The 15,235-nt window shown below is 55.6% G+C and carries 14 protein-coding genes and 1 pseudogene; 9 read left to right on the top strand and 6 right to left on the bottom strand.

All coding sequences use genetic code 11. The features are described 5' to 3' along the window. The first annotated feature begins 77 nt into the window (after positions 1-77). Complete coding sequence (gene argD / locus ACVXHP_RS16100; protein ID WP_200008690.1) at positions 78-1,295, top strand: bifunctional acetylornithine/succinyldiaminopimelate transaminase; 1,218 nt, start codon at positions 78-80, stop codon at positions 1,293-1,295. 78 nt (positions 1,296-1,373) lie between these two features. Here the strand turns inward: argD and ACVXHP_RS16095 are convergent, their stop codons facing one another. After that, positions 1,374-3,461 carry a YccS/YhfK family putative transporter gene (locus ACVXHP_RS16095; protein WP_200008932.1) on the bottom strand — a complete coding sequence of 696 codons (2,088 nt, stop codon included), beginning with the start codon at positions 3,459-3,461 and terminating at the stop codon, positions 1,374-1,376. 51 nt (positions 3,462-3,512) lie between these two features. Beyond that, positions 3,513-4,145, bottom strand: a complete 633-nt coding sequence (crp, locus tag ACVXHP_RS16090; protein ID WP_000242758.1) for a cAMP-activated global transcriptional regulator CRP — start codon at positions 4,143-4,145, stop codon at positions 3,513-3,515. Between the two features lie 308 nt (positions 4,146-4,453). Here crp and ACVXHP_RS16085 point away from each other — a divergent pair, with 308 nt between their 5' ends. After that, entirely contained in the window at positions 4,454-4,858 is a 405-nt protein-coding gene (locus ACVXHP_RS16085) for an OsmC family protein (RefSeq protein ID WP_447571806.1), read from the top strand. 98 nt (positions 4,859-4,956) lie between these two features. Here ACVXHP_RS16085 and ACVXHP_RS16080 read toward each other — a convergent pair whose 3' ends face one another. From ACVXHP_RS16080 to ACVXHP_RS16065, 4 genes and pseudogenes are all read right to left on the bottom strand, one after another. Next, positions 4,957-5,826 (bottom strand): phosphoribulokinase, encoded by an 870-nt coding sequence (locus tag ACVXHP_RS16080; protein WP_042312044.1) that lies wholly within the window; start codon positions 5,824-5,826, stop codon positions 4,957-4,959. A gap of 53 nt (positions 5,827-5,879) precedes the next feature. Continuing rightward, on the bottom strand, positions 5,880-6,098 hold the full coding sequence (locus ACVXHP_RS16075) for a YheU family protein (protein ID WP_003023615.1): 219 nt from the start codon (positions 6,096-6,098) through the stop codon (positions 5,880-5,882). Then, positions 6,095-7,154: pseudogene (locus ACVXHP_RS16070) on the bottom strand (hydrolase). The gene ACVXHP_RS16075 and the pseudogene ACVXHP_RS16070 overlap by 4 nt, the downstream one beginning before the upstream one ends. Positions 7,155-7,198: 44 nt before the next feature. Continuing rightward, complete coding sequence (locus ACVXHP_RS16065) at positions 7,199-7,918, bottom strand: NUDIX hydrolase (RefSeq protein WP_447571841.1); 720 nt, start codon at positions 7,916-7,918, stop codon at positions 7,199-7,201. A 191-nt stretch (positions 7,919-8,109) separates the two neighbouring features. On the opposite strand from ACVXHP_RS16065, the gene prs reads away from it, so the two are divergent. The 7 genes from prs (at position 8,110) to mdcE (ending at position 15,120) form a co-directional block, all read left to right on the top strand. Continuing rightward, the gene (gene prs / locus ACVXHP_RS16060; RefSeq protein WP_447571805.1) at positions 8,110-8,970 is read left to right on the top strand and encodes a ribose-phosphate diphosphokinase; all 861 of its coding nucleotides are present in this window, start codon (positions 8,110-8,112) and stop codon (positions 8,968-8,970) included. A gap of 14 nt (positions 8,971-8,984) precedes the next feature. Continuing rightward, a complete protein-coding gene (locus tag ACVXHP_RS16055) occupies positions 8,985-10,475 on the top strand; it encodes a nicotinate phosphoribosyltransferase (RefSeq protein WP_447571804.1) in 1,491 nt (496 codons plus the stop codon). 197 nt (positions 10,476-10,672) lie between these two features. Continuing rightward, entirely contained in the window at positions 10,673-12,328 is a 1,656-nt protein-coding gene (gene mdcA, locus ACVXHP_RS16050) for a malonate decarboxylase subunit alpha (RefSeq protein ID WP_035894383.1), read from the top strand. Then, entirely contained in the window at positions 12,328-13,185 is an 858-nt protein-coding gene (locus ACVXHP_RS16045; protein ID WP_447571803.1) for a triphosphoribosyl-dephospho-CoA synthase, read from the top strand. Before mdcA ends, ACVXHP_RS16045 begins: the two co-directional genes overlap by 1 nt. Before the next feature lie 9 nt (positions 13,186-13,194). Then, complete coding sequence (gene mdcC / locus ACVXHP_RS16040) at positions 13,195-13,494, top strand: malonate decarboxylase acyl carrier protein (RefSeq protein WP_032945188.1); 300 nt, start codon at positions 13,195-13,197, stop codon at positions 13,492-13,494. Beyond that, the gene (locus ACVXHP_RS16035) at positions 13,487-14,320 is read left to right on the top strand and encodes a biotin-independent malonate decarboxylase subunit beta (protein WP_304702763.1); all 834 of its coding nucleotides are present in this window, start codon (positions 13,487-13,489) and stop codon (positions 14,318-14,320) included. The genes mdcC and ACVXHP_RS16035 overlap by 8 nt, the downstream gene beginning before the upstream one ends. Beyond that, the gene (gene mdcE, locus ACVXHP_RS16030) at positions 14,320-15,120 is read left to right on the top strand and encodes a biotin-independent malonate decarboxylase subunit gamma (RefSeq protein ID WP_200008930.1); all 801 of its coding nucleotides are present in this window, start codon (positions 14,320-14,322) and stop codon (positions 15,118-15,120) included. The genes ACVXHP_RS16035 and mdcE overlap by 1 nt, the downstream gene beginning before the upstream one ends. Positions 15,121-15,235: the final 115 nt, after the last annotated feature.

Genomic DNA, 15,235 nt, shown 5'->3' with positions numbered 1-15,235 from the left:
TGCTATTCAGTGATTTTTTATTCATATTTTGTGATTATAATTTCACTAGCATTTCTGCTTAACAGGGTGGTAATGACATGGCAACTGAACAAACTGCGATTACGCGCGCAACATTCGATGAAGTAATTCTGCCGATTTATGCACCGGCTGAGTTTATCCCGGTAAAAGGAAAAGGGAGTCGAGTCTGGGATCAACAGGGTAAAGAGTATGTTGATTTCGCGGGCGGCATTGCAGTTACCGCGTTAGGACATTGCCATCCGGCGCTGGTTGAGGCGTTAAAAACCCAGGGCGAAACTCTGTGGCACACCAGTAACGTTTTCACCAACGAACCGGCGTTGCGCTTAGGCCGTAAAATCATTGATGCGACCTTTGCTGAACGCGTGCTGTTCATGAACTCCGGTACCGAAGCCAACGAAACCGCCTTTAAGCTGGCGCGTCATTATGCCTGTGTACGCCACAGCCCGTTCAAAACCAAAATCATTGCCTTCCATAATGCGTTTCACGGACGTTCGCTGTTTACCGTATCTGTTGGTGGGCAACCGAAATATTCCGACGGCTTTGGACCAAAACCGGCGGATATCATCCATGTACCGTTTAACGATCTGCATGCGGTAAAAGCGGTGATGGACGATCACACCTGTGCGGTGGTGGTTGAGCCAATTCAGGGGGAAGGCGGCGTTACTGCGGCAACCCCGGAATTTCTGCAAGGTTTGCGTCAACTTTGCGACCAGCATCAGGCGCTGTTGGTATTTGATGAAGTGCAGTGTGGGATGGGGCGTACCGGCGATTTGTTTGCCTATATGCACTACGGCGTGACGCCGGATATCCTCACCAGTGCCAAGGCGCTCGGCGGCGGCTTCCCGGTGAGCGCCATGCTGACCACCCAGGAAATTGCCTCCGCGTTCCATGTAGGTTCACACGGCTCCACATACGGCGGTAATCCGCTGGCCTGTGCGGTTGCAGATGCCGCGTTTGATATCATCAACACCCCGGAAGTTCTGGAAGGTATTCAGGGCAAACGTCAGACGTTTGTGCAGCATTTGCAGCAGATTAATCAGCAGTTCGATATTTTCAGTGATATTCGCGGGATGGGGCTGCTGATTGGTGCCGAGCTGAAGCCGCAGTTTAAGGGTCGGGCACGTGATTTCCTCTACGCTGCCGCGCACGAAGGGGTGATGGTGCTGAATGCCGGACCGGACGTGATGCGCTTCGCGCCGTCGCTGGTGGTAGAACAGGCAGATATCGAGGAAGGGATGCAGCGTTTTGCGCAGGCGGTGGCGAAGGTGGTGGGCTGATTGCCTGATTGCCTGATTGCCGGATGGGTAAGGTGTGATTCGTAGGCCGGATAAGCGTAGCGCATCCGGCAGTCGATCTTAACCTTTCATATCCCGCAGTCGGCGGCTCAGCCAGATGCCGTGGTGTGGTCGTTGACGCCATGCGACCGACGAAATGGTGTGCATGGTGTTCAGATGACCCAATATCCTTTGCAGATGCTGCTCCAGGGTGCTTAACGGGCCGTGGGACAGCATCTCTGGCGCTTCGAGAATATTCACATCACCCGAGCTTCCCGGTCCGTCATACTCCAGCCGCTGCTGACAGCGCTGAAGCGCAATTTCGCAGGATTCCAGATACCGCTGTGCCAAATCCGGCGTCAGCATCGTATGTTCCCTTGCCAGCGTGGTCATCGCGTTGATGTGTTCAACGATGAACTGGCTGTGCGTGACCCACAGTTTCATATCCGCCAGATAGTGCGAGTTGAATCCTGGCTCCTGCATTGCCTGATTCAGTGAGTTAAACAGCGTGTTATGCGCCTGATTGACCCGCATGCGTTGATACGCCAGCGGCGTGGCCTGCGGATCGTTGCTGAGGATCAGGCGAATGGCCTCCTGATCGGCTTCTAACGCATCGTGGGCGTTCTTACGCAACAGGCCGCTCTGCCACTGCGGCCACAGCCAGAGCGTGCCGCCGAAGGCGATTAAGCAGCCAATCACCGTGTCGACAAACCGCGGCACGATAAATTGCTCTCCGTTCAGCGTCAGCAACTGCAGGGTGTATACCGCCGTAACCGTAAAGCCAACGGTGGCCCAGCCGTAGTTTTTGCGAATGATCAGATAGCTGCCTAACGTTATCAGCAACATGCCCGCCAGCGTGAAACCTTCCTGAATATGAAAGTGCAATGTGACGCCCGCAATCACCAGTCCGACGAGTGTACCCACCGAGCGATGCAAAATACGCACCCGGGTCGCCCCATAGCCATTTTGCGTGACGAACAGGATGGTCATCAAAATCCAGTAAGGTTTAGGCAGATGTAAGGCGCTGCCCATCAGGCTGGCGATACTCAGCATGACGCTAATGCGTCCAGCGTTACGCAGCGCCGGGGATTTCAACGACAGATAGTTTTTCAGCGCCGGGATCAACGGCAACCGCCGCTGTTTGTCCGCCATTAAATCACGGGCATACAGCGGGCGCTGGGTCCGTAGCACACGGGCAATACGGCTGAAGTGCCAGTAGCAAAACTGTCCTACCGGATTGTCCGGATGCTGGTTGGCGATTTTCTCCAGAGAGCCAATCTGCTTTTCCATGGAGAAACGGGTCGGCAAGCGGTGATACAAGATATCATCGGCCAGTACGCGCAGGCGGGCGGCAACGGTGCGCGCGTTCCAGCGAATCACCTGTTCCGCGTGGCTTCGCTCAACCAGTTTTTGCACCTCTTCCGGCTGATGCAGGCTCACCGAAATATGCTCCTGCAAATCGAGCGCTTCCTGAAAGGCACGCAACAGCCGTTTGTATTCATTATTGTGATGCGCCGACAGCATATGCATTTGCTGGTAGCACTGGGTAATCAGATCCACCGCTTTTTGTTGACGAACCAGCAACGGAGGCAGCGCTTTTTCTGGATCGGCATGCTGGGTCAGCAGACTGTACTTGGCCTCACAGTAATCGGCTAATTCGCGGTACAACAGGCTGAGCGATTCGCGCAGCGGCTGCTCACGCCACATCCAGAACCAGAACCAGTTGAACAGACCGTACCACAACGTACCCAGTGCATAGATCAGCAATGGCTCCCAGACGGGCATGTTCCCGGCAAGGCTTAGCGTGAAAATTGCCGCGATGAGTGAGGCTGGCAGCAGTCGCGCATGCAGCGGGCTTAGCTCGGCGGTTACGCCAAGAATCAGCGTCAGGCCGGTGAGGATGAGCGGCAGCGGTATAGCTTGCGCCAGCAGTAACTGCATGATCAGGCTGCAACCGGCAAACAGCGACGCGCCAATAACTAAACGTTTGAAAAAACGTTTATGCGGGGTATCAAGACCGGCAATATTGCAACAAGCAGGTACGAGGGAAAACAGAAGCCCCAGATGAAGCTGACCAATGATAAGACCGACAGCCACAGGTAAACACAGCACCAGGGTCTGTCGTAGTGCGTAGTTGATCTCGGGGTGATAAATCAGTCTTCGCCACATCGGAGCAAACAAAAATGGCGCGCTACCGGGTAGCGCGCCATTTCGACGGGATTAACGCGTGCCGTAAACGACAATGGTCTTACCGTGAGCGGAGATCAGGTTCTGATCTTCCAGCATCTTCAGAATACGACCAACGGTCTCACGGGAGCAGCCAACGATCTGGCCGATTTCCTGACGGGTGATTTTAATCTGCATACCGTCCGGGTGAGTCATCGCGTCAGGCTGTTTTGCCAGATTCAGCAGAGTCTGGGCAATACGACCGGTGACGTCGAGGAAGGCAAGGTTGCCTACTTTTTCAGACGTGACCTGCAGGCGACGAGCCATCTGAGAAGACAGGCGCATCAGAATATCCGGGTTGACCTGGATTAATTGGCGAAATTTTTTGTAGGAAATTTCAGCGACTTCACATGCGGTTTTGGCCCGTACCCAAGCGCTACGTTCCTGGCCTTCTTCAAAGAGGCCTAATTCACCAATAAAATCGCCCTGATTCAGATAAGAAAGGATCATTTCTTTCCCTTCTTCATCTTTGATCAGCACTGCCACTGAGCCTTTAACGATGTAATACAACGTTTCCGCTTTTTCACCCTGGTGAATCAGCGTGCTCTTCGATGGGTACTTATGAATATGGCAATGAGACAAGAACCATTCGAGAGTCGGGTCTGTTTGCGGTTTGCCAAGCACCATGCGCGGTTATCCTCTGTTATAAGCTGTCTCCAGAGCCAGAAAACGACGCTGCCTCTGGGTTTGCAAAAATGTGCTTCCCGCTACCTGGGAAGGGGGCTACTAAAAATAGACTGCAGCCTGTAATGTGATGTCCTCTGCATACATGCAGTACGTCAATGTATTACTGTAGCATCCTGACTGTTTTAGCATAGCTTTCGCCGTGTGTCTCCTGGTGTCTCGCTTCAGCATGACGCAGGTCGCCTTCCGTTGCGAGAATTGTTATGTACGCGTAATCTGTCAGGAAAATTGAAACATTGGAGTTACGAAATATGCAAGCGCGTGTAAAGTGGGTTGAGGGGTTAACCTTCCTCGGAGAGTCCGCCTCTGGCCACCAAATTTTGATGGACGGTAACTCCGGTGATAAAGCGCCGAGCCCGATGGAAATGGTATTAATGGCCGCGGGTGGTTGTAGCGCGATCGATGTGGTGTCGATCCTGCAAAAGGGACGTCAGGATGTGACCAACTGCGAAGTGAAACTCACCTCTGAGCGCCGTGAAGAAGCGCCGCGTTTGTTTACCCACATCAATCTGCATTTCATCGTCACCGGCCACGATCTGAAAGATGCGTCGGTCTCCCGTGCCGTCGATCTCTCGGCGGAAAAATATTGTTCTGTGGCATTGATGCTGGAAAAAGCGGTGAATATTACCCACTCCTATGAAGTGGTTGCTGCGTAACACATGACGCCGGATGGCGGCGTGGCCTTATCCGGCCTACAGAACGATACTGATTTGTAGGCCCGATAAGCGTAGCGCCATCGGGCACATCCCATACATCACTCTATCTTTTTGCCTTCCATCAGACGCTGGACCAGCGGCAGCATAATCAATTCCATCGCCAGACCCATTTTGCCGCCAGGCACGACTAATGTATTGATGTGGGAAATGAATGAGCCTTGCAGCATGGCCAGAAGCCACGGAAAGTCGATCCCTTCCAGATTGCGAAAATGAATCACCACAAAGCTTTCGTCCAGCGACGGAATACTCTTGGCTGCAAAAGGGTTTGAGGTATCGACGGTGGGCACGCGCTGAAAGTTAATGTGCGTACGGGAAAACTGCGGCGTGATGTAATTGATGTAATCGTCCATTGAGCGCACAACCGAGTCCATCACCGCTTCACGCGAGTGTCCACGCTCGCTGGTATCGCGGGTCAGCTTCTGGATCCATTCCAGGTTAACGATCGGCACCACGCCGACCAGAAGATCGACATGCCGGGCCACATTTTGCTGTGGAGTGACGACGCCGCCGTGTAGCCCTTCATAGAACAGGACATCCGTCGGTTCAGGCAATGGCTGCCAGGGGGTAAACGTCCCCGGAACCTGGTTCCACGGTACGGCTTCATCGTAGGTATGCAGATATTTGCGCGACTGACCTGTTCCCGTCTGGCCGTATTCAATGAAGGTTTGTTCCAGCAGACCAAAGTCATTGGCTTCAGGACCGAAATAGCTGATATGCCGCCCGGCATCGCGCGCTTTGCGAATCGCCATGTCCATTTCCGGACGGGTATAGCGATGAAAACTGTCACCTTCCACCTCGGCGGCGCGCAGATTTAACTGCGCGAAAATTTTACGAAACGCGAGGCTGGTGGTGGTGGTCCCCGCGCCGCTGGATCCTGTTACCGCAATCACCGGATGTTTGGCAGACATAACAACTCCATGAATTGGTTGATTTTTTATTATAGTCGGCCGTCGGCTACGGATTACTCGTGAATCTGCTTCCTCGGCATGATGTTGACCGTTTCATGCAGTTCGGACCACACCAGCACGGCTTCACCTGATTGTAGTTGGCGTTTGACGTCGGCGACTTTTTGTTCGAGCGAGCGTTCATGTTCACCATAATCGGTGCCTTCGCGCAAGACAAAGCTTTCAATCAGATTGTCCAGCGCGTCCGGGGAGATGTCTTGCCAGGGGATAATCATGATGACGCCTCCAGATACGTTGTCAGCCAGTCGGGAATTCTGGATTCCAGCCACATCTCAGGGCGGCGCAGCGTGCCGCCAATAAAGCCGACGTGTCCGCCGTGTTCAGTCAACTGATACTCCACCTGTGAGGGCAGGTTTTCCGGTTCAGGGATCACGTGATGATCCATAAACGGATCGTCCTTGGCATGGATAATCAGCGTCGGTTTGGCGATCTGATTAAGCAATGGCATGGCGCTACACTGGCGATAATAGTCTATAGCATCGGCAAAACCGTGGATTTTGGCGGTGATCAGATCGTCAAAATCACGAATGCGACGCAGGGATTTCAACTGGGTCAGACTCACCGGCAGCGAACCCGGGTAGGCCTGTAGCTTACGCGAGGCGTTAGCTTTCAACAGATTGAGCAGATAGCGCTGGTAGACGCGTGAGAACCCCTTCTCCATATGGTAACTACAGGCTTCCAGCACGAAAGGCGCAGAGACAATAACCGCTGCATCAATGGGAATGTCGTTGCCTTCTTTGGCCAGCAGGCAGGCCAGCATGTTCCCGCCGAGTGAATAGCCTACCGCCGCGGTCGGCACACGACCAAACTCACGCTCCAGCCAATGTAAAAACCAGGTGCCATCTTCTGTTTCACCAGAATGATAAATACGGTTGAGACGATTTGGCTCGCCGCTGCAGCCGCGAAAATGCATCACCACGCCCAGCCAGCCGCGCTTTTGCGCTGCTTCAATCAGGCCATGTGCGTACGGGCTGTTCAGACTGCCTTCCAGACCGTGAAAAACCACCAGGCGCGGTTTGTGCTTCGCCTGTTGCGGATCTTCACTCCACGCCAGATCGACAAAGTCACCGTCGGGTAATTCCAGACGCTGCCAGTGGGCGTCGAACTTCACCTTACGGCGAATTAAACGCGGCAGCATTGTCTGCAAATGGCGGTTACTGATACCGCGCATCGGGCGGAATTCTCGCGAATCATCAGTAGGTGGGATCATTTCTGTGGACGTGATTTCAACCATAACACCAGAGCAATTAATAATCGGAAAGAATAACTATACCGCGCGCAGCGTCTGCGGGTTAGCCAATATGTGATTTTGTCGCTAGTCAGTCAGCAGATTACGCGAGAAAAGATGAAAATCGACGTCGGGCTTTCGTCGCCACAGGCGAGCTTTACGCGTCCCTGTCGCCACGCTTTCTCCGGTATCTTCAAACATTCCTGACGCTTCAAAGCGGCGAATCAGACTTTTACGCTGGATCGACTGACCGAGGATCACCTCAGTGGCTTCGAGCAGTTGCCCATGGGTAAATGTCTCCGGCAAGCAGTATACAGGCAGTAATGAGTACATCGTTTTTTGCCGTAAGCGATGCAGTGCCGCCGCAATGATGTCTCCGTGGTCGAACGCGAGGGAATAACTTTTCAGCTCATCAACCGGCACCCAACGGGCATTGCTGACGCTGGCGATGTGCGGCGCACAGTCTACCCAGGCGATTAGCGCAAACCAGGAGATCGTCAGACTCCAGCCGCGCGGGTCGCGATCCGGGCCGGAAAAGGTATCCAGTTGTTCCAGCCACGAAGGCAAAACACCTGTTTTTTCAGTGAGCTTGCGTAGCGCTGTGGCACGAGTGGAATCATCGTGCTCGATATCAATGAAGCCACCTGGTAATCCCCAACGCCCTTTTTGCGGCTGGTTTGCACGTTCAACCAGTAATACGCACAGCGCCTGTTGATGCAGGGTAAACAACACGCTATCGACCGTCACCAGAGGTGAGGGAAAGCGGCGGGCATCGTATTGATTCAGGTAGTCGGCTTCGGTGGTCATAAAATACTCACGATGATTTGCAACGCCCACAAGTGTACCAGCCCAATACTGGGGGGCAAGGTTCGTTTTTTCTTATTATTTATCAGATGATTATGTCGCGCCCTAAAAATAATGCATTTTGTGCTTGCTTAATATGTGTCTTAGGGACACTATTAATTGTGTCGAAGGGACACAATTAAGGGGTAAGCGTGATGAGCATAAAACTGACACTAACGTTGGACGACCAGAGCTACGGAGTGACACACGGTGTTTTTCCTGATGGCGCCGTCTGGTTGAAGGTTACTGAAGCATTACCAACCTTTGCTCGCCTGATGCGCATTCGCGCGACGGCGATGCGCGACATGAACGACTTTATGCTGCTGGCGCAACTGGTGGAGGCGGTTCGCCATCAAACGGATGTGCTGGTCAGCCATCTCGAGCTTCCCTGGTTGCCGTGGGCGCGACAGGATCGCCATATGGCAGCGGGTGACAGCTTTGCGCTGAAAGTCTTTGCCAGCCAGCTTAATACACTGCAATTCGATAAGGTGAAGGTGCTCGATCCACACAGCGACGCGGCTGCGGCAGCTATCGATAATTTTGTGGCGATTTCACAAGAGACTTGCCTGTTGCACAGCGCGACCTTGCAGCGCAAGTTCCAGCAAAAAGCGCTAATGCTGGTCGCCCCCGATGCCGGTGCGCTGAAGAAAATTGATGCCGTTGCCAGAGCGGTCGGTGCAGCGGAGTACGCCGTCCTGAGTAAAAAACGCGATGTAGCAAGCGGTAAGCTGACGGGATTTGCTTTAGTGGCCGGAGACGTCAGAGGCCGGGATATGCTGATTGTTGACGACCTGTGTGATGCCGGCGGTACGTTCATCGGCTCTGCGCAGGTACTCCGTGATGCTGGCGCCCGTAGCGTCAGCCTGTATGTCACCCACGGTCTTTTCACTAAGGGCGTCGAACATCTGTTTGCGAACGGTATTGATGCTATCTACACCACCACCTCTTTCGCTGCTCCGGCGCTGGAACATCCGCAGCTTGATCTTATCGACATTGACGCGATTTACCGCGCCTGAGGGAGATACTGATTATGAAAATGAACCCGATTCTGGCTATCGACGGCTACAAAGTTTCTCACCGCGTACAGTATCCGCAAGGAACCCGCCGCGTGTATTCGAACTTTACCCCGCGCAGCGATCGCTTTTTCTCCTCGCCGTTGGCGGATGGCAAACTGGTGTTTTTTGGTCTGCAAGGTTTTCTGCAGTGGTTTCTGGTTGATCTGTTTAACGAGGCGTTCTTTGCCCGTCCGGAAGACGAGGTGGTCAACGAATACAAACAGGTCATGGACAGCTATCTCGGCAAAGATGCGGTAGCGGTTGATCATATCCGCGCCCTGCATCAGTTGGGCTATCTGCCGCTGCACATCAAAGCGCTGGATGAAGGCAGCAAAGTGCCGATGGCGGTGCCCGTTTTAACTATCATCAACACCCAACCTGAGTTTTTCTGGTTGGTGAATTACCTGGAGACCGTGCTGTCGGCAGAACTGTGGAAGGCGTCAACAAACGCCACAATTGCCCATCACTATCGTAAAATCTGCGCACGCTGGGCACAGAAAACCTGTAGCGACCTGACGCACCTCGACTTCCAGTGCCATGACTTTTCGTTTCGCGGTATGGCCGGATTGCAGGACACCATGCAGGCGGGCAGCGGCCACTTGTTGAGTTTTAAAGGCACTGACAGCATTCCGTCGCTTCTCTACGCCCGGGATTATTATACCGACGGCGAGCCCTATTTTATTGGCGCCAGCATTCCGGCGACCGAGCACAGCGTGATGTGTATGGGGGAACGTGAACATGAGATCGAAACCTTCCGCCGCCTGATTGCCGATCTCTACCCGCAGGGATTTGTGTCGATTGTCTCTGATACGTGGGATTACTGGCAGGTGCTGACGGAATATACCCGCGAACTGAAAAACATCATTCTGGCGCGAGAGGGACGGGTGGTTTTTCGCCCGGATAGCGGTAATCCGGTTGAGATCCTGTGCGGTACTGGCGCGGATGAGGATACACGAGCCGATCGTACGGCACAGGAGAAAGGCTCTGTGGAGGTGCTGTGGGAGATATTTGGCGGCAAGGTTAACGCCAAAGGCTACAAGGTGCTCGACCCACATGTGGGGCTGATTTATGGCGATTCCATCACCCTTGAGCGGGCGAATGAGATCCTGCGCCGCCTGGAAGCGAAAGGATTTGCCAGTTCAAATGTGGTGTTTGGCGTCGGTTCTTTTACCTATCAGTACAACACGCGTGACACCTTCGGTTTTGCGATGAAGGCAACATGGGGAGAAGTCGACGGCAAAGGCCGGACGATTTTTAAAGAGCCGAAAACGGATAACGGTCTGAAGCGTTCCGCTCGTGGTCTGCTGCGCGTGACGAGGGATGAAGCGGGTGATTTATGCCTGCATGACGAACAGACCTGGGAGCAAGAGCAGGGAGGGGAGCTGAAAACCCGTTTTCTCAACGGCAAGCTGTTTAACCGTGAACACTTCGAACAGATCCTCCAGCGTCTGGCGACGCAACGGTAATTTCCCGCCAGCGGGTAGCGTTACCCGCTTTCTCCTCCCTCCCGGCGTAAATTGATCATCGTCACAAATGGTTACTTCAATTATTACTCTCAAGCTAATGATTCTTTCCTACGCTTAATTGATGACTTTCTCACCAGGGCGCACACTCTTAGCTGTGTTAAGCAATCAAAATGATTAGCTGAATCAGGAGGTTAATAATGTTATCTGGGCAAACGCCAGCACGAGTCTGGAACACCCGCCGCACGGAAAAACAGCGCCGTCTGGCTTCCGTTCCGGTGCAGGGTAAGGTGCTGCCGACCGCAGACCTGACCGCGATGCTGGAAAAACTGATCGCGCCGGGTGACCGCGTGGTATTAGAAGGGAATAACCAAAAGCAGGCAGATTTCTTGTCCCGTATGCTGGCTGAGGTGAACCCGCAGATTGTGCACGACCTGCACATGATTATGCCAAGCGTCGGACGCAGCGAGCATCTGGATATCTTCGAAAAGGGTATCGCCCGCAAGCTGGACTTCTCCTTCTCCGGCACCCAGAGCCTGCGCATTTCGCAGCTGCTGGAAGATGGTCAGCTGGAAATTGGCGCCATCCATACTTATATCGAACTCTATTCCCGTCTGTACGTTGACCTGTCGCCGAACGTGGCGCTGATTGCCGGCTTCAAAGCCGACCGCAAAGGTAACCTCTATACCGGGGCGAGCACCGAAGATACTCCGGCGTTAGTGGAAGCCGCCGCGTTCCACGACGGTATCGTCATCGCACAGGTCAACGAGCTGGTGGACGACGAATGCGACCTGCCGCGCGTGGACATCCCTGGCTCCTGGGTTGACTTCGTGGTGGTGGCCGATAAGCCATTCTTTATTGAACCGCTGTTTACCCGCGACCCGCGCCTGATTAAACAGGAACACATCCTGATGGCGATGATGGCGATTAAAGGCATCTACGCGGAACACCAGGTGCAGTCGCTGAACCACGGTATCGGCTTCAATACTGCCGCTATCGAACTGCTGCTGCCGACCTACGGCGAACAGCTGGGGCTGAAGGGCAAAATCTGTAAACACTGGACTTTGAACCCACATCCGACGCTGATCCCGGCGATTGAAAGCGGCTGGGTAGAAAGCGTGCACTGCTTCGGCGGCGAGCTGGGGATGGAAGAGTACATTCGCGCCCGTCCGGACATCTTCTTCACCGGTTCTGACGGCTCCATGCGCTCCAACCGCGCCTTCTGCCAACTGGCAGGTCAGTACGCGGTGGATATGTTTATCGGTTCTACCTTGCAGGTTGACGGCTACGCCAACTCTTCAACGGTCACCCGCGGCCGTCTCTCCGGCTTCGGTGGTGCGCCAAATATGGGCCACGATCCGCACGGTCGCCGCCATGCGACCCCAGCCTGGCTGAACATGATCACCGAACCGGATCCGATGCAGCGCGGTAAAAAACTGGTCGTGCAGATGGTGGAAACCTTCCAGGCCGGCGTGAAACCCACCTTCGTTGAGAAACTGGATGCGGTGGACGTCGCGAAAGCCTCCGGCATGCCGCTGGCACCGGTAATGATCTACGGCGACGACGTGACCCACGTGCTGACCGAAGAAGGTATTGCCTACCTCTACCGCGCTAAGGATCTGGAAGAGCGCCGCGCGATGGTAGCCGCCGTTGCCGGTATCACCGATATCGGTCTCGGCGTTGACGCTAAGCGCGTTGCCGAGCTGCGCCAGAGCGGCAAAGTGGTCTACCCGGAAGATATGGGCATTCGTCGTACCGATGCCACCCGTTCCCTGCTGGCGGCCGGTAGCGTCGCTGACCTGGTGGAATGGTCCGGCGGTCTTTACAACCCACCTGCGAAATTCCGGAGCTGGTAATGAAACTTCTGCCCCAGATTCAGGTTGAAGGCGGTGCCGAATGGCTGGCGCGAACCGCCACGCAGTGTCTGATCGACGAAGCACGATTAAGCCCGAAACCCGGTCTGGTGGACAGTCGGGGGAACGGCGCGCACCACGATTTATCGTTGGCGCTGATGGAGCGCTCCGCGCACAGCCTGACCCCCACGTTTCAGGCGCTGGCGCTGCAAAGCTGGCAGCGTCCGGCGGATATCGCGCTCAGACAAACCGTAGGGCGACTTGGCCGAGAAGGCGAGAAACAGATGATGGCCGCCACCGACGGCGTGAATACCCACCGTGGCGCGATTTGGGCGCTCGGGCTGCTGGTCAGCGCGGTGGCGATGCACGGCGGCGTGGGCAGCGCGCAGCAGGTGGCGAATACCGCCGCTGAACTGGCAAAACTGCCGGATGCCGCCGCGCCGAAGGTCTTCAGCAAGGGGCTACGCGCCACCCACCGTTATCAGGTGCCGGGTGCCAGAGAAGAGGCGCAGCAGGCGTTTCCGCACATCATGCAGCGCGCGCTGCCGCAGCTTCGTTTAAGCCGCTTTAACGGCAGCAGCGAAACGCACGCCAGGCTCGATGCGCTGATGGCGATCATGACCTCGCTCACCGACACCTGCGTGCTGTCGCGCGCCGGGATGGCGGGGCTGAACGCTATGCAGGACGGCGCCCGCGCCGTGCTGAGCGCAGGGGGGAACGCCCATCCGGCAGGCCAGGCGGCCTTAGCGGCGCTCGATAGCCAGATGCTGGCGCTCAACGCTTCGCCGGGCGGCGCGGCCGATTTACTGGCCGCCACGCTGTTTCTCGATCGCATCGAATCGCCCTATTTCAAGCATTAAGAGGATGTTATGGAACACATTACGTTAACCGTACCGGCCAGCCGCACCTTAAGCGGCAAAGCGCTGGCAGGCGTTGTGGGCTCCGGGGATATGGAGGTGTTATTCACCGCCGACCAGGGCCAGACGTTAACCATTGATATCACCACTTCTGTCGATAACAGCACTCGCCGTTGGGAAGCGCTGTTCAACCGTCTGCAAACGGTCAGCAGCCTGCCGGCGGGCAAACTGACGATCCACGATTTCGGCGCGACGCCGGGTGTGGCGCGCATTCGTATCGAACAGGTATTTGAAGAGGTGAGCTATGCGTGATGATCGCAGTTTTATCGAATTAAAAGCACGTCAGCGTGCACATGCACTGCTGGATGAAGGCAGCTACCGTGAACTGCTCGACCCATTTGAAGGCGTGATGTCCCCGTGGCTCGGCGCGCAGGGCATCGTCCCGCAGGCCGATGACGGCATGGTGGTGGCGAAAGGCACCATTAACGGCAAACCGGCTGTGGTGGTGGCGATTGAAGGCGCGTTCCAGGGCGGCAGCATGGGCGAAGTGTCCGGTGCCAAAATGGCGGCGGCGCTGGAGCTGGCGGCGGAAGATAACCGTAACGGCATCCCGACTCAGGCTGTCCTGAGCCTGGAAACCGGCGGCGTGCGCTTGCAGGAAGCCAACCTTGGCCTCGCGGCGATTGCCGATATTCACGCGGCGATTGTTGACCTGCGCCGTTATACCCCAGTGGTCGGCATTGTCGCCGGTACCGTGGGCTGCTTCGGTGGGATGTCCATCGCGGCGGCGCTGTGCAGCTATCTGATCGTCACCCGCGAAGCGCGTCTGGGCCTCAACGGCCCGCAGGTTATCGAACAGGAAGCCGGGATTGAAGAGTACGACTCCCGCGACCGTCCGTTTATCTGGAGCATGACCGGTGGCGAAATTCGCTACCAAAGCGGGCTGGTGGAAGCGCTGGTCAATGACGGTGTGAACGCGGTGAAAGCCGCCATGAACGAGGCGCTGGCCAAAGGCGTACCGGCAAAACATCGCACTGATAACTACGACTGGTATCTCGATCGCCTGACCCACTTCGACACGCGTAAACAGGCCGATACCGAACAGATTCATGCGCTCTTTGCCCGGGAGGTGAAATGATGAGTAACGCAATGAGCCGTGGCCAATTATGGCTGGAAACCCTGGTGCCAAACGCTAAACGTATCGAGGGGCTGTGCCCGTCCGTACAGGCGGCAGACGGTGAATTGAACGGTGAAACCGCGCGTTTTATCGCGGTCGTTCCCGATGCCAATAACCATTATCCACGCGCTGCCAAAGGCGAAGTAGGTCTGCTGGAGGGCTGGACGCTGGCGAAAGTGGTGAGTGAAACCATCGCCGCCGATGCCGATAAAACCGTCAAGCGCCCGATTGTGGCGGTGATCGACGTGCCGAGCCAGGCCTACGGTCGCCGTGAAGAAGGTTTCGGCATTCACCAGGCGCTGGCCGGTGCCGCGGCGGCGTATGCTAACGCGCGTCTGGCGGGCCACCCGGTGATTGGTCTTATCGTCGGTAAAGCAATGTCCGGCGCGTTTCTGGCGCACGGCTACCAGGCAAACCGCCTGATCGCCTTTAACGATAAAGGCGTGCTGATCCATGCGATGGGTAAAGAGTCGGCGGCGCGCATCACCCTGCGTACCGTTGACGCGCTGGAAAAACTGGCGGCGACTATTCCGCCGATGGCGTATGACATCAGCAACTACGCCACCCTGGGGCTGCTGGAGAATCTGCTGGATATCAGCAATCCGGACGCGCCTTCTGCTTCCGATCTGGCGCTGGTGAAAACCACGCTGCAACAGGCCATCAATGACGCTCGTCAGGACCCGACGCTGAAAAGCCGTCTGGGCGCTGACAACCGCCGCAGCTCTGCCCTCGTACGCGAACGCATGCGGGCTAGCTGGTAAGTAAAAAAGAGACCTGCCGGATGTACGGCTCCGTGGGCGCATACGCTGCGCCCGCGTGGGTCACTGCATCTGAAAAAATAATAATCATCGCGCCAGTGCTAACTTTTTTTCATTA

This window comes from Citrobacter freundii complex sp. 2025EL-00176 (assembly GCF_053309355.1).
This window is presented reverse-complemented; position numbering and strand designations above follow the sequence as displayed.